Raw genomic sequence first — 19,003 nt, 5'->3', positions numbered from 1 at the left:
AAACGACTACAAGACTTACATGTGTCTGATCTGCGGCTTCATCTACGACGAAGCGGCAGGTCTGCCTGATGAGGGCATCGCACCGGGGACGCGCTGGGAGGACATTCCCCCCAACTGGTCCTGCCCGGAATGCGACGCAAGGAAAGACGATTTCGAGATGGTCGAAATCTGATTCGTTCGCTCTCAAGATGCGAGACGATTCTCCGTTAGGAATAGACGACGTCATGTTTTGCCCTGGGCGACACGCGTCATAAACCCATTCGCAGGAAGAGACATCGTGGATCTGACCGGACTCAAGGTGATGGTGATTGATGACAGCAACACCATCCGACGCAGTGCTGAAATCTTTCTTGCGCAGGCAGGCTGTCAGGTGCTGCTCGCGGAAGACGGTTTCGATGCACTGGCCAAAATCACCGACCACCGACCGGACGTCATTTTTGTCGACATCATGATGCCGCGCCTAGACGGCTACCAGACCTGCGCGTTGATCAAGAAGAATCCGCGCCTGTCGAGTACGCCGGTCATCATGCTCTCGTCCAAGGACGGCCTGTTTGATCGTGCTCGCGGTCGCATGGTCGGCTCGGACGAGTATCTGACCAAACCGTTTACAAAAGACAGCCTGCTCAAAGCAGTTGCTGCGCACGCCTCCACACCACAAGCAACCGAGTGAGTTTCAAAACATGCCGATCAAAAAGATTCTTGTCGTTGACGACTCTCCGACCGAGCGCTACGCCCTGAGCGATGTGCTGCAAAAGAACGGCTTCGAGGTCATCACTGCTGAAAATGGCGAAGAGGGCATTGCCAAGAGCAAGTCCGAACTGCCCGACCTGATCCTGATGGATGTCGTCATGCCCGGCATGAACGGCTACCAGGCGACGCGCACCATCTCGCGCGACGAAGCCACGCGCAGCATCCCGGTCATCATCTGCACCACCAAGGGGCAGGAGACCGACAAGATCTGGGGCATGCGCCAGGGCGCCTTCGACTATCTGGTCAAACCGCTGGACCACGCCGTCCTGCTCGAGCGCATCCGCGCGATGGACTGACCCGATGGCCAAGCGCGTCAGTCTGAGGGAGTTTCAGGAAGGCCTGGTCAAGCGCCTCGCAGACGCCGAATCAGCGCCCCGGCGAGATCTTCTCGGTCTCGCCGCCGGCGAACGGAACTGGCTGGTCGATCTGTCCGATGCAGGCGAAATCCTGCCGGTGCCGCCTTTGGCGTCCGTACCACTTACCCGGCCCTGGTTTCGCGGCCTGGCCAACGTCCGCGGCACCTTGTTCGGTATCGTTGATCTGTCGGCCTTTTGCGGCGGCCCGGTCATCAACACGGGCGGCAGTGCCCGACTGGTGCTGGTGGGCCAGAAGCATGGCGCCAACTGCGGCCTGCTGGTCAGCGCCACCACCGGCCTGCGCAGCCCGGACGACTTCGAGCCGGACAACGCCCCCTACCAACCCCATGACTGGGTCAGCCACACCCTTCGGGACAGCCACGGACGCCCATGGCATCACATTGATGTGATCCGCCTCCTGGGCCATCCGTCCTTCCTCGAAGCCAGCGCGGCCTGATCCACATCCCGACAATGCACTCGCCCTCATCTTCGGAGCGATCTTCATGAGCACAGCACAGAACCCGACGGCCACCATGGCCCCCGACGAAACCGTCATGGACGCCCCCGCCGCCCCTCAGACGAAGGGCAAGCGCAAAGCGCGCGTGGCGACAGGCGGTCGAACCATGTCTGACCAGTTGCGCAAGTTCTTCGTGATTCTGGCCCTCCTGTTCATTGCACTGATCGTGCTGATCGTGCTGCAGGCGCAGCGTGCCGCGAACTCGACCTCCTATCTCTATGCGGCGGGTGAAATGCGGATGCTGTCCGAACAGACCGCCAAGGCCGGCCAGCTGGCCCTCCAGGGTGACCGGGACGCCTTTACGGAATTGCGCGATGGCCAGGCTGAATTCAACAAGATGCTCGGCGCCGTGACCGAAGGGGGCCTGGTTGACGCCAGCGTTGAAACCAGCGCCGTGCCGCCCAGCCCGGCGGCGTTCACCGACCGCCTCAGCGCGCTGTCGACGATCTGGACCAAGACCGAGGAAGACACCAACCTCCTGCTGTCCCAGGAAAAGAACCTGACCACACTGGGTCGTTCGGTGAGCACAATTAACGACAAGAACGCCCAACTGCTCGACGTTTCCGAGCAAGTCGCCGCACTCAAGCTGCAGTCGGGCGCGACCTCTGCCGAGATCGCCACCGCCAACCGGCTGGTGATGCTGACCCAGCGGATCGCCAAGAACGCAAACGCCCTGCTCGTGGCCGATGCCATCGACCCGGAAGTTGCCTTCCTGCTCGGCAAGGACACCAACAGCTTCCGCGAGATCCTGGCTCAATTGAAGGACATGACGCCGGATTCCATGACCCAGGACAAGCTGGCCGAACTCGAAGCGGTGGCCAATGAATCACTGGGCGCTGTCTCGGGCATTCTGAGCAACATCCAGTACCTCGTGCAGGCCAAGCAGGCCGGCCGCCGCATCATCGAAAACGCCCCGCAACTCTCCTCCGAGGCCCATGAGCTGACTGGCCAATACGCCAGCTACTTCGGTGGCTTCGGTTTGCTGCAGATCGGTATTGCCGCTGTCGGTGTGCTGATTCTGCTCACCATCTGGAGAATGGTGACGATCTACCGCAACGAACAGGACGCGCGTCAGAAAGAATCCGAATCCCAGCGGACCAGCGCTGAGGAAGAACGGAACATGACCCAGCAGGCCATCTTGCGGCTGATGAACGAAATGGGCGACCTGGCTGACGGTGACCTGACCATCCGCGCCACGGTGACCGAAGACATCACCGGCGCCATTGCCGACTCGGTGAACTACACCGTTGAAGAACTCGCCGTGCTGGTGCGACGCATCAACGACGCAGCCGGTCGCGTGACCAGTGCCACCGAGGCCGCCAAGCAGACCTCCGACGAACTGCTCGACGCCACGCAGCGACAGTCCGAAGAGCTTGAGGAAGTGGGTCAGACGGTGCAGGCCATGGCCCGCTCGATGAGTGAAGCCTCCCAGCGCGCCCTCGAGTCCGCACAGGTTGCCCGTCGCTCGCTCGATTCCGCGAACAAGGGTGCCGAGGCGGTGGAGAACACCATCAAGGGCATGAACGAGATTCGCGAGAAGATTCAGGAAACCTCCAAGCGAATCAAGCGACTCGGTGAATCCTCCCAGGAGATTGGCGAGATCGTGGAACTGATTTCGGACATTACCGAACAGACCAACGTGCTGGCGCTGAACGCGGCCATTCAGGCCGCATCGGCCGGTGAAGCCGGCCGCGGCTTTACCGTGGTTGCGGAAGAGGTGCAGCGACTCGCTGAACGCTCCGCCGAAGCAACGAAACAGATCTCGGCCATTGTGAAGACGATTCAGACCGACACTCAGGATGCCGTGTCCGCCATGGAGAACGCCACCCACGACGTGGTGGCCGGTGCGGCCCTGTCCGACTCCGCCGGTCAGGCGCTGGAAGAGATCTCCCACGTGTCTGCCGAAACCGCCAACCTCATTGAGCAGATTTCCAACGACACGCAGAAGCAGGCCGCCAACGCAATGCGAGTGGCCGAATCCATGCGCGGCATTCAGGCCATTACCGAACAGACCACCCGCGGCACCAAGCAGACCGCGGTGTCCATTGGTGAATTGGCCGAACTTGCTGTCGAACTGAAGGGCTCGGTGTCGGGCTTCAAGGTCTGACCCGTCATACCCGCGCCACGAGGCTGTAATTCATGACTCAAGCCATTGAGCAGGATCTGGGTCCGCTGACCTGGGTCAAGAGCGAAATCGACCAGGCCTTGGCTCAGGCCCTCACGGCCATCAACAAGGCTGCCGAGAACGAGGAAGAACGCGGTTCGCACCTGCAGTTTGCGCAAACGCACCTGCACCAGGCGCGCGGCGCCCTGTCCATCATCGGGCTCGACGGCCTGACGCAATTTACCGATGGCCTCGACAAACTGCTGGGCGAGCTCGCCCGGGGCGAGCAAGAGTTTAGCGATGAGATGGTTGACCTGTGCCGGCGCTCGTTCGCTGCCACCGGCAACTACCTGGATGAAATCTCTCACGGCGCCCCCGACCAGCCCTTGCGTCTGGCGCCCCTGCATGCCCGTGTCGCGCTTGCGCGCGGTATCGAGCCCCCCGACGAAAGCGACCTTTTCTTCCCTTCGACGGGCGTGCGAATTCCCAAGCGCGCCGATCCGAAACCCCTGAGCGCCGACGAAGAGCAACGCCTCGCCCGCTGGCTGCGTGTTCAGTTCCAGCAGGGCCTGCTTAACTGGATCCGCACGCCGCAGGACCCGAAAGGGGCTCGTCAGATGCACGAGGCGGTTGCCGGCATCGAGTCGCGCCAGACCCGCCAGCAAGACCGTGCATTCTGGCTCAGTGCCGCGGCATTCTGCGAGGTTCTGGCCGAGGGGCATGTTCCGATCACGCCGCGCATTCGCCGTATTTGCGGTCGTATAGACGCGCAGATACGTCGCCTGGTGTCGGGCGCATCACATTACCCCGAGCGCCTGCACCGCGACACCATGTTCGTCGTCGCCAAGGCGCCCGCCACATCACCGCTGGTCAAGGCACTCCACGGCCTGTATCGACTGCCCGACCAGCTGCCGCCGCCCAACTCCGCGGTGAGCGAATTACCCCTGGCGCCCATGCTGGCCGAGTTGCGCGATCAACTCAACCACGCCAAGGATGCCTGGGACCAGTTCTCGGAAGGCACGGCTGCGGCCCTGCCGAGCTTCGAAGAGCGCATGGCCAAGCTTGCCAGCGCCAGTCGCAAGCTGGGACGCCCCGCCTTCGTCCGCCTGATGAGCACCCTGTCGGCCTTTGCGCAGTGGCTGCGCAAAGACCCGATGAGAGCCAACGATGCCATCTCCATGGAGGTGGCATCCGCCCTGCTGCTGGCCGACCACGCACTCGACTCCGGTCGCGTTCCGGATGCCTCGTTTTCCATGCAGGTCGAGGACGCCATCGCGCGGATCGAAGCCTGCTCTCGCGGCGAACAGGTCGAGAGCCAGGATGCTGCCGCCTCGGCACGTGCTGCCCAGGAGCGCAGCGCCGTCAAACAGCTGTGCAAGGAAGTGCAATCCAGCCTCGCCCAGATCGAGCAGACGCTCGACAGCTTCTTCCGGGCACCGGAAAAACGCGACACCCTCAAGGGCGTCATGGGCCCCATGGCCCAGATCAGCGGCATCCTGAATCTGCTTGAAGAGACCGAGGCCCAGGACAGCCTGAGCGATTGCGAAAGCATCATCCAGCGCCTGGCCGATCCAGAGCAGGAAGTCGACACCGCACTGTTCGAACCCCTCGCCGACCTGCTGTCCGGGCTCGGGTTCTATATCGACAGCCTCGCCCGGGGTCGCCCGGAACGCCGCCATCTGACCGGCGAAGACGAGCCCGAGGACGACGAAGCTGCACAAGCGCCGACACTCGATCTGCCCGCACCCGATGTGGCGGCCTCCACCGCGGCACCGAGTCCGCTGCCGCCGGAAGCTGCGGCCATGCCTGAAGTCAAACTCTCGGGCAACGAAGGTCGTATCGAACACGAAGAGGACCGCCCGGATGCTCCGCTCCCGGTCCCCGAGACGTCCGCCGAAGCGGCCCAGCTCCTCGAGGCCAGCGATGAAGAGATCGACGCTGAGTTGCTCGACATCTTCATCGAAGAAGCGCGCGAAGTGCTCGGCAACATCGAATCGAGCCTCAAGGCCGTACGCGCCAACCCGAAAGACGGTGAAGAGCTGACGACAGTGCGCCGCGGCTTCCACACCCTGAAGGGCTCGGGCCGCATGGTTGGCCTCAATGCGCTTGGTGAAGTGGCCTGGGACATTGAGCAGATGCTCAACCGCTGGCTTCAGCTCGAATGGACGCCCAACACCGCCGTACTCGACCTCATCGGCGATTCCCATACCTTGTTTGACGCCTGGGTGAAGCAACTGGCGGCCGGCGGTGCGACAGGCAGGAACGACACGGCTGCCGTGAGCGCTCGCGCACAGCAGTTGATGTCGGTCGACAGCCCGGATGCGCCGCTGGATGAGTTCCAGGCGGACGACACCAGCGCAGCCGCTGAAACCGTGGTCGACACTGCCCCCGAGCCGGTGGTGCTTGAAGACGAAGCGGCCGAACCGGCGATGGATGCTCCGGCCGACGCGCTTGCGACTTCAGACAGCTTTAGCGAGTCGGCGCCTCAGGCAGACGACGAGGAAGAGGCGTCTTTCGAGATGTCGCTTGAGTCCACCGCCATTGACGGACTGGACCTGCCCTCCCTCGATGAAATGGCGCCGCCGTCAGAAGAGGTCCCGGTCTTCGATCAATCCGACGACGAGGAACTGGACTTCTCCGACCTCGAAGCCACCGATCTGGCGTTCGACCCGATGGTGCCCGAGGCACCCAGCGAAGAAGACGAGAGCTTGCAATTCACGGTGCTCGAGCCGCTTGCCCCGACCGCCGACAGCGCCGAACCGCCCGCGCCGGAATCCATCGATTTTCCCGAACTGGTCGCAGAAGCCGATTTGCCGACGGCAGAGGTCGTGCCGACGACATCGGCCACGGACGACATGACCGCCGACAGCGGCGTTCAGGCCGCGGAACAGGCGGCATCAGCCGAGTCCGCGCCCGCCGCGGGCCTCGAATTCGACCTCAGCGAACTCGAAGCGGAACTCGAATCCCCGAACCAGTTGCCTGAAGAAGCAGAGACGCTGGATATCGAGCTCGATCTGGATATCGATCTCGACGACAACGGCGACGCGGAAATCACGTCACTCGAACCGCTCGACATCCCCGATCTGGACGATTTCGACGACGAGGCGACATCGACGCCAGATGCCGGCATGCACGTTCAGTCGGCCGAGGTGAGCACTTTCGCAGCACTCGAGCCCGAACTCCACACCGACAGCATCGACCCGGCCTCGCTCGCCAGTCCCGAGACACCTGAGGTAACCGCCGAAGCCGAAGCCGAAGCCGAAGCCGAAGCCGAAGCCGAAGCCGAAGCCGAAGCCGAAGCCGAAGCCGAAGCGTCAGAGGCTATGCCGGACGAAACCATCTCGGTCGGCTCCGTCACGCTATCCCGCCCGCTCTACGATCTGTACGTGAATGAATCCCGCGAGCATCTCGCGGTGTTGCGCGCAGAGACTGCCCAACTGGGTGTCAACCCGACCCGCGTTCCGCAGGAAGATGCAGTACGCGCCGCTCACACCCTGGCGGGCATCTCCGGCACGGCGGGTTTTGACCCCACCCAGACGCTGGGTCGTGCGCTTGAACACGCCATGGCCCGACTGCTGGACACCAACACGGCCCCCACGGAAGAGCAGACCGCGCTGATCACGACCGCGGCGGACACGCTGGACGCCATGGTCGCCGAGATTCGTAGCGGCAGCCTGCCGCTCGAAGCACCAGTACTCGAAGCCCAGCTCGACAGCCTGCTGCGCACGCCCATCATCTCCGACACGGAAGCGGATGAAGCTCCCGCTGCGTCCGGGATCTCGTCAGGTGAAGCGTTCCAGGCGGACGACTCGGCGATGTCCGAGGCGGATGACTTCGCGGATGCCGAACCGATCGCAGCGGCCGACACCGCAGCACCGGTTCATGCCCCGACGAGCGAAAAGGCCAGTGTCCAGACACTGGACGTGCAGGACGATATCGACGAGCAGCTGCTGCCCATCTTCATCGAAGAGGGCCTGGATCTCATGGCGCAGCTCAACGCCGCCGTGCGTGACTGGCGCACGGAGCCGGCCAATGAAGAACACCGCGCCACCATCGCCCGTCTGCTCCACACCATCAAGGGCAGCGCGCGGATGACCGGCGCCATGACCCTCGGCGAGCACCTGCACGCACTCGAGGGCCGGCTCGAGGCTTCTCCCGAGGCCACACCGGACCTGCTCGATGAACTCGAACAGGGCCTGGACGTCACCAGCCAGTACATCGACCGCCTCAGCCGGGGCGAGCCGACCGTGCCCGAAGCCGAAACCGAGGCCGAGGCGGGCTCAACCGCAACCGCCAAGCCGGCCGCCGTTTCCATCGAGGCAGACGAGCCCGGGAGCGCGTCTGGCGGCACATTGCGGGTTCGCGCCGATCTGGTTGATCGTTTCGTGAACGAAGCGGGCGAAATCGGTATTGCCCGAACCCGTATCGAAGGCGAGCTGCGCACCCAGCGGCGCGCCCTGCTCGACCTGACCGAAAACGTGATCCGTTTGCGCAATCAGTTGCGTGAAGTGGAGATCCAGGCCGACATCCAGATGCAGTCGCGCATCGCGCAGGCTGAATCGCAGCACGCCAACTTCGACCCGCTCGAAATGGACCGTTACACGCGCCTGCAGGAACTGACGCGGATGATGGCCGAGAGCGTGAACGACGTCACCACGGTGCAGCACAACCTGCTGCGCAACCTCGACCAGGCGGATGCCGCACTGGTCGCGCAGAGCCGGCAGACCCGCTCTTTGCAGCAGGAACTGATGTCGGTCCGCATGACCCCGTTCGACAGCCTTGCTGACCGTCTCTATCGCGTGGTTCGGCAAAGTGCGAAAGACCTGGGCAAACGGGCCAACCTCGACTTGCGTGGCGGGCGCATCGAACTTGACCGTTCGGTGCTCGAACGCATCACCAGCCCACTGGAGCACCTGCTGCGAAATGCAGTCGCTCACGGCATCGAGTCGACGGATGAGCGCAAGCAGTCGCGCAAGCCGGAGATCGGCCAGATCACCCTCACCGTGCGCCACGAAGGCAACGAAGTGGTGGTCGAGATGGCCGACGACGGTAGCGGCCTGAATTACCCGCGCATCGAACAGCGCGCTCGCGAAGCGGGCCTGTTGGCCGATGGCGAGCAGGCCGATGAGCGTCGCCTGACCAACATGATCTTCCAACCCGGGTTCTCGACCGCCGGCGAGTTGTCTGCGGTTTCGGGCCGTGGCGTGGGGATGGACGTCGTCAAGGCCGAGACGGCCGCCGTGGGCGGGCGCATCGAGGTGGCCAGCAGCGCTGGCGCAGGTACTACCTTCCGCCTGTATCTGCCCCTGACCCTTGCCGTCACCCAGGCGCTGCTGGTGCAGGCGGGCGGCCGGACCTATGCGGTTCCGTCCAACATGGTCGCCCAGGTCATGGAGCTCAAGCCGGATGCCCTGGCCGAACTTCAGGAAGCGAGTGGCACCACCTGGCAGGGCGAGTTCTACACCTATGCCTATCTGCCGCGCCTGCTGGCCGACCATGCCAGCCAGCCGGAGATTCACCGTTTCAACTGGGTGTTGCTGCTGCGTTCAGGCAACCAGACCCTGGCGGTGCATGTGGATGCCTTGCGAGGCAACCAGGAAATCGTGGTCAAGAAGGCCGGGCCGCAGCTGGCCCGTCTGGTGGGCTACACCGGCGCCACGGTGCTCGGCGACGGCGAGATCGTCCTCATCATCAACCCGATTGCGCTGTCGGGCGTCGCGGTGGAAATCGATGACGGTGATGCAGTTGAGATCACCCCGCAAAGCGCGGCGCATACCCCGACCGTCATGGTGGTGGATGACTCGCTCACCGTGCGCAAGATTACCGGCCGTCTGCTGGAGCGTGAGGGCTATACGGTGATCACGGCAAAGGATGGCGTCGATGCCCTGGAGCATCTGCTGGAAGAATCTCCTGATGTGATTCTTTCCGACATCGAGATGCCCCGCATGGACGGCTTCGATCTGGCCCGCAACATTCGGAACGACGAGCGGCTCAAGGCCATCCCGATCATCATGATCACCTCGCGTCTGGCGGACAAGCACCGCCAGTACGCCGAGCAGATCGGGGTGAATCACTATCTGGGCAAGCCCTACCAGGAAGACGAACTGCTCAGCCTCATCGAGCAATACACCGGGGTGCCAAGCAAATAGAAAAAAGGGCCGGAAAACATCCGGCCCTTTTTTCTTTGTCCCGGCGTCAGTCGTCCGACCCGATCGCCTTGAATCGTGCCAGCGTACGTTCGCGCGCCACCGCGTGATCAACGATCGGCCTGGGGTAATCGCGACCGATGACACAAGCCGAATCCTGCTGTTTTTCGTCAGGCATCGTCCATGGCGCATGAATGAATTTATCCGGCACCTTCGTCAGCTCGGGCACATACCGCCGGATGAACTTGCCTTCCGGATCGAATCGCTCTGACTGGGTCACCGGGTTGAAAATCCGGAACCAGGGTTGGCCGTCACACCCGGTCGACGCCGCCCACTGCCAGCCCCCATTGTTGGCGGCCAGATCGTAATCATTCAGATGAGCGGCAAAGTACCGCTCGCCCTCAAACCAGTGGATGCCCAGATCCTTGGTCAGGAACGAAGCCACCACCATGCGCAGGCGGTTGTGCATGTACCCCGTCTCGTTGAGCTGGCGCATGCCCGCGTCCACCAGCGGATAGCCGGTACGCCCCTCGCACCAGGCCTGGAACCACTCGGGCTTGTCATCCCACTTGAGCGCATCGAATTCCGGTTTGAAGCTCTTGGTGACCACATCTGGCCGATGCCACAACACCATCTGGTAGAACTCGCGCCAGATCAGCTCCGACAGCCAGGTCTCGGCACCTTCTCCCCCCTGCGCCTGGGCGTAGCTCACCAGCTGGCGAATCGACACCGTACCGAAGCGTAAATGAACGGACAGATAGGAAACCCCCTTCTTCGCCGGGAAATCACGCAGCGCCTTGTAGCGGTTGATGCGCGCCTGAAAATCTTCGAATGCTGCCTCCCCGCCCGCTGCGCCCGTCTCGATCGGTAGCGCGTCGAGATTGCCCGCATCGAATCCGAGATCGTTCAGACTGGGCAGCGCAGGCGCTTGCGCAGGCATCTGGTCTGGGGCCACCTCAATGGAAAAAGCTTCGATGTGTGCGGGTGTCACCGCCTGCAGCCAGGCCCGCTTGTAGGGCGTGAACACCCCATAGGGCGTGCCCTTGTTGGTCAGCACTTCATCGCGCTCGAAAATGACCTGATCCTTGAAGTCGTGAAAGGCAATGCCGGCCCCGGCAAGGGCGTCTGACACAGCCGAATCACGCGCCACCGCGTCGGGTTCGTAGTCCCGGTTCGCAAACACGGCCTCGACGCCCAAGGCCCGGGCCAAACGGGGGATCGCATCGGCCGCCACATCGTGCAGGACATGCAGCACCGGCATCTGCCGATCAGCCAGTTGACGCAATCGTTCGTCAAGTTTCACTACACTGTCGTGTATGAATGCCACGCGCCGATCCGTCCGGGAGGGCAACTCATCCAGAATCGCCTTGTCGAACACGAACACGCAGTACACCGTCTCGCACGCCTGCAAGGCATGATGAAGCGCGGCATGATCATACGCACGCAGATCCCGACGAAACCAGACCAACCCCGACTTGTAGCTATTTGACACGCATTGCCTCCCCACACGGGTCGCCCGACGGGTTCCCGGCGGTGTAAATTCTGCCCAATTTCCGGGCTTTGGTCGCCCAGCGCTTTCGCCGGCCGGACAGCCCCTTTAAAATCTAGCCTGACATGAATCTGACGAATCACTTTCTCATCGCCATGCCACTCATGGACGACCCCAACTTCGCACGCACGCTCACCTACGTGGCCGAGCACAGCGACCGGGGCGCCCTGGGCATCATCGTCAATCGTCCGATAGACATGGATCTGGCGAATCTGTTCGAACGGATTGAAATCCCCCTGACCGATCCCACGCTGGCACGCCAGCCCGTCTTCTACGGCGGGCCCGTGCAAACCGACCGGGGCTTCGTGCTGCATCGACCGGCAGGCAACTGGAATGCCACGCTCAGCGTCAATGAAGAGATCGGCATGACCAGTTCGCGCGACATCCTCGAGGCCGTGGCCGGCGGTCTGGTCGAGCAGGACATCCTTGTCAGCCTGGGTTACGCCGGCTGGGACGCGGGACAACTGGAGCAGGAACTGGCCGAGAACGCCTGGCTTTCCACGCCGGCCGATCCGTCCATCATCTTCGATCTGCCGCCCGAAGAACGACTGGTGGCCGCCATGCAATCGATGGGCATCGACTTTACCAACCTGTCGGAGGACGCCGGGCATGCCTGATGCGGCGGCCGGCGGCCCCCGCCCCACCCGCGGCACACTCCTCGGCTTCGATTTCGGCGAAGCCCGCATTGGCGTCGCCGTGGGCGAATACGAAACAGCACAGGCCAGCGCACTGACGACCCTGCACGTTCAGAGCAATCGGGCGCGCTTCGATGCCATTGGCGCATTGATCAACGAATGGCGCCCCGTGCAGCTCGTGGTGGGCCTGCCCCTCGATATGGAGGGCGAAGCCCAGGAGCGCACCGCACGCTGCCAGCGATTTGCCAATCAGCTCAATGGCCGCTACAACCTGCCCGTCGCCCTGGTGGACGAGCGCTTCAGTTCGGTCGAAGCCGAACACCGGCTGGCCGATGCCGGCAAAACCCGCTGGCAGCAGCGCAAGCCCGAACTCGACGCGGCCGCTGCCCAGATCATTCTGCAGCACTACCTGGACCACTGACCATGACCGCCATCCCCGATGCAGAAGCCCTGCTTGAGGTGCTCGTCGCGAAGATGAAGCCTCACGTCACCCCCGAGACGGCCCTGGTGGGCATCCACACCGGGGGCGCGTGGCTGGCAGAACGCCTGCATGAAGCGCTGGACATCCAGCAGCCCCTGGGCACCATCGATGTCGCCTTCTACCGTGACGACTACGGCGAGCGTGCCCTGCAGCCGCAGCTTCGCCGGTCGGACATCCCGTTCGACATGGAGGGCGCTCCCGTCATCCTCGTCGATGACGTGCTCTTTACCGGGCGCACCACCCGAGCGGCACTCAACGAACTGTTCGATTACGGCCGCCCGGGCCGGGTCGATCTGGCCGTGCTCGTCGATCGCGGTGAGCGCGAGCTGCCGATCGCCCCGCTCTACTGCGCCCACACGCTGCCCCAGCCCCTGGGCGGCAAACAACGCCTTCGACTGGACCAGGCCGATGACGGCGCGCTTTCCCTGAGGTTGATCGATGTTTAACCCGCAACTCAATTCCAATGGCGAGCTTCAGCACCTGCTGTCGCTCGATGGCCTGCCGCGCGACATTCTCACGGCCATTCTCGACACCGCTGCGCCCTTCACCGAAGTGGCCGAGCGCGAAGTCAAGAAACTGCCCATCCTGCGCGGCAAAAGCATCTTCAACCTGTTTTTCGAAAACTCGACACGGACACGCACGACCTTCGAGATTGCCGCCAAGCGCCTGTCGGCCGACGTGATCAACCTCAACATCTCCACCTCGTCCACCAACAAGGGCGAGACACTGCTCGACACCATCGACAACCTGTGCGCGATGCAGGCCGACATGTTCGTGGTACGCCATGCTTCCAGCGGTGCGCCCTACCTGATCGCCGATCATCTGCGCAACACCGGCCGCCATGACATCCATGTGGTCAACGCCGGCGACGGACGTCATGCACACCCCACCCAGGGGCTGCTGGACATGTACACCATCCGGCATTTCAAGAAGGACTTCACCCAGCTGGTGGTGGCCGTCGTCGGCGACGTGCTCCACTCCCGGGTCGCCCGCTCGCAGATTGCCGCGCTGACCACGCTGGGCGTGCCCGAGGTGCGTGTCATTGGCCCGAAGACGCTCCTGCCGACCGGTCTCGAGCAGATGGGCTGTCGGGTCTTCCATGACATGAACGAAGGCCTCAGGGATGTGGACGTGGTCATGATGCTGCGCTTGCAGAACGAACGCATGAACGGCCCACTGCTGCCCAGCGGACAGGAGTTCTTCAAGGTCTGGGGCCTCACTGCGGAAAAGCTGGCCCGTGCCCGGCCGGACGCCATCGTGATGCACCCGGGCCCCATGAATCGCGGCGTTGAAATCGACTCAGCCGTGGCCGATGGCGCGCAGGCGGTCATTCTGCCGCAGGTCACCTTCGGCATCGCCGTGCGCATGGCGGTGATGAGCATGCTCGGTCGCAGTTGAGAGAACACGAATGAATCTGCATATCGCCAATGGCCGTCTGGTGGATCCGGCCCATGAAATCGACCACAACCACGACCTGTTCATCGCCGACGGCAAAGTGGCCAGTGTCGGCCAGCGCCCGGACGGGTTCGAAGCCGACACGGTCATCGACGCCAAGGGGCTGATCGTCTCTCCCGGGCTGGTGGACCTCGCCGCACGCCTGCGCGAGCCCGGTTTTGAGTACCTCGCCACCCTGGACTCCGAAATGGAAGCCGCCATGGCGGGCGGCGTCACCAGCCTGGCCATTCCCCCCGACACCGACCCTCCGCTCGACGAGCCCGGCCTGGTCGAGATGCTTCGCTACCGAGCCAAACTGTTGAACAAGGCTCACATCTACCCGGTGGGTGCGCTCACCGAGCGCCTGGAAGGCAAGCGCCTGTCCGAGATGGCCGAGCTCAAGGACGCCGGCTGCGTGGCGTTCAGCCAGGTCAACCGCCCGATCGGGGACACCCAGGTCCTGTTCTGCGCCCTCCAGTACGCTGCCACTTTCGGTTTCCGCGTCTGGCTCCAGCCCATCGCCCCGCACTTCGCCCGCGAGGGCGTCGCCCATGATGGCGAAGTCGCCTCACGCCTCGGCCTGGCCGGCATTCCGACCGCGGCAGAGACCATCGCGCTGTTCACCTATATCGAGCTGGCCCGACTGACCGGTGCCAAGCTGCACATCACCCGCATTTCGAGCGCAGAAGGCCTCTCCATGGTCAGCCGTGCGCGCGCCGAAGGGCTGGACATCACCTGCGACGTCTCCATTAACCATCTGCACCTGTGCGACATGGACATCGGATACTTCGACGCCAACTGCCGTCTCATTCCGCCCCTGCGCAGCCAGCGTGACCGCGACGCGCTCAAGGCTGGCCTTGCGGCAGGCGATATCGACGCCCTGTGCTCGAATCACACGCCGGTGGATGACGACGCCAAGCAGATTCCGTTTGCCGAGGCCGAAATCGGCGCCACCGGTCTGGAGCTGCTACTCCCCCTAGCGCTCAAGTGGGGCCAGGAACAGGCCTTGTCCATGTGCGATACATTGCGTCGCATCACAATCAATCCGGCCCGCATCATCGGCTCTCGATCGGGTCACCTGGGTGCCGGTGCGCGCGCCGACGTATGCATCTTCGATGCCAACGGAGAAACCACCGTTACTCGCAAGCAACTGAAAAGCCAAGGGAAAAACACGCCATTTATGGGGTACAACCTGCCGGGGCAGGTTCGTTACACTATCGTGGAAGGCAAGATCATGTTCGGAGAGGCCGCGGTTCGATAAGCTCCATCTATTGCTCCAGAAACAAGTTTTAGGCGCAAAAGACGAAAAACTTGTTGCAATGCAGCAAATCAATGGGTAGAGTTGGAACTGTCTCCTCCACAAACCGAACAGGTGTGGTTTAACGCCCGAGCCAACAAGCTGCGGGCGTTTTTTTATGCCTGTCCGCTTGGTAGGCGCATCAATCGAGATCCTTCAGCCGTCCCAGCCCGGACACGGAGAGCCCCGAAAGGCGAACCCGTTTGGCACGGGAGGTGTGCCCGGAGACAAGCTCAACCTTTGACTTCGGAAGACCGCAGAAATCGGCCAGGTAGGCAAGCAGTGCCTTGTTGGCCTTCCCGTCCACGGGCGGCGCGGCCAGCCGCAGCTTCATCGCGTCGCCGTGGCGCCCGGCAAAACCGCTCGTCTTCGCCCCTGGCTGGATATGCAGGCGAAGCACGACCTCGTCGGCCGACACCTGCATCCAGTCACTCACAAGCCGAAGATCAGCGGGGCGAATGCGCCACCAATGGTCTTGAGCACCATCAGCAGAATCTGCAGCACCAGCAGCAAGACCAGCGGGGACAGGTCCACATTCGCGATCGGGGGAATGACTTTTCGCAAGGGACGCAGGAAGGGCGTCGACAAACTGAAAAACAGCGGCGCCATCGGCGCGTGCGGATTCACCCAGGAGAACACGGCGGAAATCAGCACGATCCCCATCACCATGTAGATCATCAGTTGCATGAGTTCGACCAGACCAAGCCCCCAGACACCCAGCAGCAACGCGACGGTGTTTTCGTTGAGCGCCCCCGCACGGATCACGAGCCCGGCATAGACCAGAATCGTCTGCACTACCCAGGCGGGCAGCAGACTGGCCATATCCAGCCCGAACAGCCCGGGCAGAAAGCGTCTCAACGGTTTGACACACCAGTCGGTCGTCGCAATCACGAACTGCCCGAGCTGGTTGTGGAAACTCACCCGCTGCCATTGCATGAAGAAGCGCGCCAGCAGCATCAGGCTCAGAAAGCCCCCGGCGAAATTCAGAATCATCAACAGCAGGTTGGTCATCATACGCGGCGTGCTCCCGGTCTTTCAGTCAGTTTGTCCAGCGGCTTCAGTCAGCCCCAAGCTCGTCACCCATCTGCGCGCCCCGGGCACGAGCGGCCTCAACCGCACGCGCAATGATGGCGCTGAAATCATCCTGGGCCAGTGACGCGAGTGCGGCGGCTGTCGTGCCCCCCTTGGAGGTGACACGCTCACGCAGTGTACCCGGTGCCTCGTCGCTCTGTGCGGCCAGGCGGGCAGCCCCATCAACCGTGCCGATGGCCAGCGCCCGGGCCGTGCCCTCGTCAAACCCCAGGGCGACTCCCGCCGCCTCGAGCGCTTCAATGAAATGGAAAACATAGGCCGGGCCACTGCCTGAGATGGCCGTGACCGCGTCCATCTTGGCTTCGTCATCAATCCACACCGAGGTGCCGACCGAAGAGAGAATGCCGGCGACCTGGTTGCGTTCGTCGGCACTGACGGAGGGATCGGCATACAGGCCGGTGACACCGGCGCCAATCAGGGCCGGGGTATTGGGCATGCAGCGGACGATTCGCGAATAACCGCCCAGCCAGCGGCCGATATCCGAAGCACGCAAACCCGCGGCAATACTCACCACGACGGCACCGGCCAGTTTCCCGGCCAGCGGCGCCACGGCCGATTTCATTTGCTGAGGCTTCACGGCAAGCACGATCACCTGCGCAGAAGCGACCTGCTCGCTCACGGCCGGCAGGGTGCGCACGCCGAAATCGGCTTCCAGGGCAGTTCGCCCCTCTTCGCGCGGCTCAACGACACCAATCTCTTCAGGGCTTTGACCCTTGGCAACCATGCCCCCGATCATGGCCCGCGCCATGTTTCCACCGCCGATGAAACAAATCTTCATAGTCTTCAATTTTCCTGCGGGTCACCCGCGCGCGGGCGGGCCCCAAAGATGGCCGTGCCGACGCGAACGATGGTCGCCCCTTCGGCAATGGCCGGTTCAATGTCGTGGGACATGCCCATGGACAGGGTGTCGAGCCCGAAGCCGTCGGCGTTGAGCGATGCCATGAGCCGCCGCAGCACGGCGAAACGCTCTCGCAGCAAGGCCGAGTCCTCGGTGGGTTCCGGAATGCACATCAGACCGCGTAATCGCAGATTGGGGAGTGCAGCAATGCCACGCGCAAGTTCGGGCAGCGCTTCCGGCGATACGCCAGACTTGCTGAGCTCCCCGCTCACATTGACCTGCACACACAGGTTCAAGGCGGGCAATTGCGGGTCGCGCTGCTCGGACAGCCGGGCGGCAATCTTGAGTCGATCAATTGAATGAACCCAGTCGAACCGGCTGGCGACCAAACGCGTCTTGTTGCTTTGCAATGGGCCGATAAAATGCCATTCGAGTGACCGGTCGGCCAGTGCATCGACCTTGTCGGCACCTTCCTGCGCATAATTTTCACCGAAGGCGACCTGCCCGGCGTCGGCGGCTTCTGCCACACACGCTGCCGGCCATGTCTTGCTGACCGCCAGCAGGTGAATATCTTCCGGCGAACGGCCGCATGCCGCGGCAGCACTGCAGATGCGCTGGCGAACGGCTTGCAAGTTGCCTGCGATTGATGTCATATAGGTTGGCTGACGGCTAAAGAAACGCGTTTGAAACCCGAAAAATTATAGCATCGCGCCTTGGCCGCCCATTCCGTCACGGAGACTCAGAAACACTCATGGATATCACCGAACTGCTGGCATTTTCCGTCAAGAACCAGGCCTCGGACTTGCACCTGTCGGCAGGCCTGCCGCCGATGATTCGCGTGCACGGGGATGTGCGCCGGATCAACCTGCCGCCCATGGAGCACAAGGACGTGCATGCCATGGTCTACGACATCATGAACGACGGGCAGCGCAAGCAGTACGAAGAAGTACTCGAGACCGACTTCTCCTTCGCCGTGCCGAACCTGGCGCGCTTCCGGGTCAATGCATTCAATCAGGAGCGTGGCGCCGCCGCCGTGTTCCGGACGATTCCCTCCAAGGTGCTGACCCTCGAAGACCTCAATGCGCCGAAGATCTTCAAGGAAATCGCCGAGCAGCCGCGCGGTATCTGCCTGGTGACCGGCCCGACCGGTTCGGGCAAGTCCACCACGCTGGCAGCGATGATCGACTACATCAACGAGAACCACTACGGGCACATCCTGACCGTCGAGGATCCGATCGAATTCGTGCACGAAGCGAAACGCTGCCTGATCAACCAGCGCGAGGTGCATCGCGATACGCTGTCGTTCAACAACGCCCTGCGCTCTGCCCTGCGGGAAGATCCTGACGTGATTCTCGTGGGCGAGATGCGTGACCTGGAAACCATTCGCCTGGCGCTGACCGCAGCGGAAACCGGTCACTTGGTGTTCGGTACCTTGCATACCTCGTCGGCCGCCAAGACCATCGACCGTATCGTCGACGTCTTCCCCGCCGCAGAGAAGGACATGGTTCGCGCCATGCTCTCCGAATCACTCAAGGCGGTGATCTCGCAGACACTGCTCAAGACCAAGGATGGCAAGGGTCGGGTGGCCGCACACGAGATCATGATCGGCACGCCCGCGATCCGGAACCTCATTCGCGAAAACAAGATTGCCCAGATGTACTCAGCCATCCAGACCGGCCAGAGCGTCGGCATGCAGACCCTCGACCAGAACCTGGCCGAGCTGGTGCAACGCAACCTCATCTCAAATTCCGAAGCCCGCTTGCGCGCGCAGAACAAAGACAATTTCCTCGGCTGACGACCGAGC

The 19,003-nt window shown here is 62.8% G+C and carries 17 protein-coding genes; 12 read left to right on the top strand and 5 right to left on the bottom strand.

What is annotated here, in order from left to right; translation table 11 throughout:
• Nucleotides 1-19 precede the first annotated feature (19 nt).
• The 6 genes from J0W34_RS05135 (at nt 20) to J0W34_RS05110 (ending at nt 9,876) form a co-directional block, all read left to right on the top strand.
• On the top strand, nt 20-172 hold the full coding sequence (locus J0W34_RS05135) for a rubredoxin (RefSeq protein ID WP_407941167.1): 153 nt from the start codon (nt 20-22) through the stop codon (nt 170-172).
• Between the two features lie 105 nt (nt 173-277).
• Complete coding sequence (gene pilG, locus J0W34_RS05130; protein ID WP_321573655.1) at nt 278-670, top strand: twitching motility response regulator PilG; 393 nt, start codon at nt 278-280, stop codon at nt 668-670.
• Nucleotides 671-680: 10 nt separating this feature from the next.
• The gene (locus J0W34_RS05125) at nt 681-1,046 is read left to right on the top strand and encodes a response regulator (RefSeq protein ID WP_265332664.1); all 366 of its coding nucleotides are present in this window, start codon (nt 681-683) and stop codon (nt 1,044-1,046) included.
• Between the two features lie 4 nt (nt 1,047-1,050).
• Nucleotides 1,051-1,563, top strand: coding sequence for a chemotaxis protein CheW (locus J0W34_RS05120; protein ID WP_230970948.1), 513 nt, complete (start codon nt 1,051-1,053; stop codon nt 1,561-1,563).
• 46 nt (nt 1,564-1,609) lie between these two features.
• Nucleotides 1,610-3,730 carry a methyl-accepting chemotaxis protein gene (locus J0W34_RS05115; protein WP_227815904.1) on the top strand — a complete coding sequence of 707 codons (2,121 nt, stop codon included), beginning with the start codon at nt 1,610-1,612 and terminating at the stop codon, nt 3,728-3,730.
• A gap of 32 nt (nt 3,731-3,762) precedes the next feature.
• The gene (locus tag J0W34_RS05110) at nt 3,763-9,876 is read left to right on the top strand and encodes an Hpt domain-containing protein (RefSeq protein WP_230970947.1); all 6,114 of its coding nucleotides are present in this window, start codon (nt 3,763-3,765) and stop codon (nt 9,874-9,876) included.
• Between the two features lie 46 nt (nt 9,877-9,922).
• On the opposite strand, the gene J0W34_RS05105 is transcribed toward J0W34_RS05110, so the two are convergent.
• Nucleotides 9,923-11,365 (bottom strand): cryptochrome/photolyase family protein, encoded by a 1,443-nt coding sequence (locus J0W34_RS05105; protein WP_230970946.1) that lies wholly within the window; start codon nt 11,363-11,365, stop codon nt 9,923-9,925.
• 122 nt (nt 11,366-11,487) lie between these two features.
• On the opposite strand from J0W34_RS05105, the gene J0W34_RS05100 reads away from it, so the two are divergent.
• The 5 genes from J0W34_RS05100 to J0W34_RS05080 are packed head-to-tail and all read left to right on the top strand — an operon-like array spanning nt 11,488 to nt 15,233.
• Nucleotides 11,488-12,039 carry a YqgE/AlgH family protein gene (locus J0W34_RS05100; RefSeq protein WP_227815901.1) on the top strand — a complete coding sequence of 184 codons (552 nt, stop codon included), beginning with the start codon at nt 11,488-11,490 and terminating at the stop codon, nt 12,037-12,039.
• Nucleotides 12,032-12,478, top strand: a complete 447-nt coding sequence (gene ruvX, locus J0W34_RS05095; RefSeq protein ID WP_230970945.1) for a Holliday junction resolvase RuvX — start codon at nt 12,032-12,034, stop codon at nt 12,476-12,478. Before J0W34_RS05100 ends, ruvX begins: the two co-directional genes overlap by 8 nt.
• A gap of 2 nt (nt 12,479-12,480) precedes the next feature.
• The gene (gene pyrR, locus J0W34_RS05090; RefSeq protein WP_227815899.1) at nt 12,481-12,984 is read left to right on the top strand and encodes a bifunctional pyr operon transcriptional regulator/uracil phosphoribosyltransferase PyrR; all 504 of its coding nucleotides are present in this window, start codon (nt 12,481-12,483) and stop codon (nt 12,982-12,984) included.
• Nucleotides 12,977-13,936, top strand: coding sequence for an aspartate carbamoyltransferase catalytic subunit (locus tag J0W34_RS05085; RefSeq protein WP_227815898.1), 960 nt, complete (start codon nt 12,977-12,979; stop codon nt 13,934-13,936). Before pyrR ends, J0W34_RS05085 begins: the two co-directional genes overlap by 8 nt.
• A gap of 10 nt (nt 13,937-13,946) precedes the next feature.
• Entirely contained in the window at nt 13,947-15,233 is a 1,287-nt protein-coding gene (locus J0W34_RS05080; protein WP_227815897.1) for a dihydroorotase, read from the top strand.
• A 178-nt stretch (nt 15,234-15,411) separates the two neighbouring features.
• Here J0W34_RS05080 and J0W34_RS05075 read toward each other — a convergent pair whose 3' ends face one another.
• The 4 genes from J0W34_RS05075 to J0W34_RS05060 are packed head-to-tail and all read right to left on the bottom strand — an operon-like array spanning nt 15,412 to nt 17,852.
• Nucleotides 15,412-15,693: a DUF167 domain-containing protein gene (locus tag J0W34_RS05075; protein WP_230970944.1), complete on the bottom strand. Its 282-nt coding sequence runs from the start codon at nt 15,691-15,693 to the stop codon at nt 15,412-15,414.
• Nucleotides 15,694-15,701: 8 nt separating this feature from the next.
• Nucleotides 15,702-16,283 carry a YggT family protein gene (locus J0W34_RS05070; RefSeq protein WP_227815895.1) on the bottom strand — a complete coding sequence of 194 codons (582 nt, stop codon included), beginning with the start codon at nt 16,281-16,283 and terminating at the stop codon, nt 15,702-15,704.
• A 43-nt stretch (nt 16,284-16,326) separates the two neighbouring features.
• Entirely contained in the window at nt 16,327-17,139 is an 813-nt protein-coding gene (gene proC, locus J0W34_RS05065; RefSeq protein WP_230970943.1) for a pyrroline-5-carboxylate reductase, read from the bottom strand.
• A gap of 5 nt (nt 17,140-17,144) precedes the next feature.
• Nucleotides 17,145-17,852, bottom strand: a complete 708-nt coding sequence (locus J0W34_RS05060) for a YggS family pyridoxal phosphate-dependent enzyme (RefSeq protein WP_230970942.1) — start codon at nt 17,850-17,852, stop codon at nt 17,145-17,147.
• A 98-nt stretch (nt 17,853-17,950) separates the two neighbouring features.
• Between J0W34_RS05060 and J0W34_RS05055 the strand changes: the two genes are divergently transcribed.
• Nucleotides 17,951-18,994, top strand: a complete 1,044-nt coding sequence (locus J0W34_RS05055) for a type IV pilus twitching motility protein PilT (RefSeq protein ID WP_227815892.1) — start codon at nt 17,951-17,953, stop codon at nt 18,992-18,994.
• Nucleotides 18,995-19,003: the final 9 nt, after the last annotated feature.

Source organism: Nitrogeniibacter aestuarii (assembly GCF_017309585.1).
Lineage (GTDB): Bacteria > Pseudomonadota > Gammaproteobacteria > Burkholderiales > Rhodocyclaceae > Nitrogeniibacter > Nitrogeniibacter aestuarii.
Note: the sequence above shows the minus strand (reverse complement) of the source record. Positions and strands in the feature narration are given on the sequence as shown.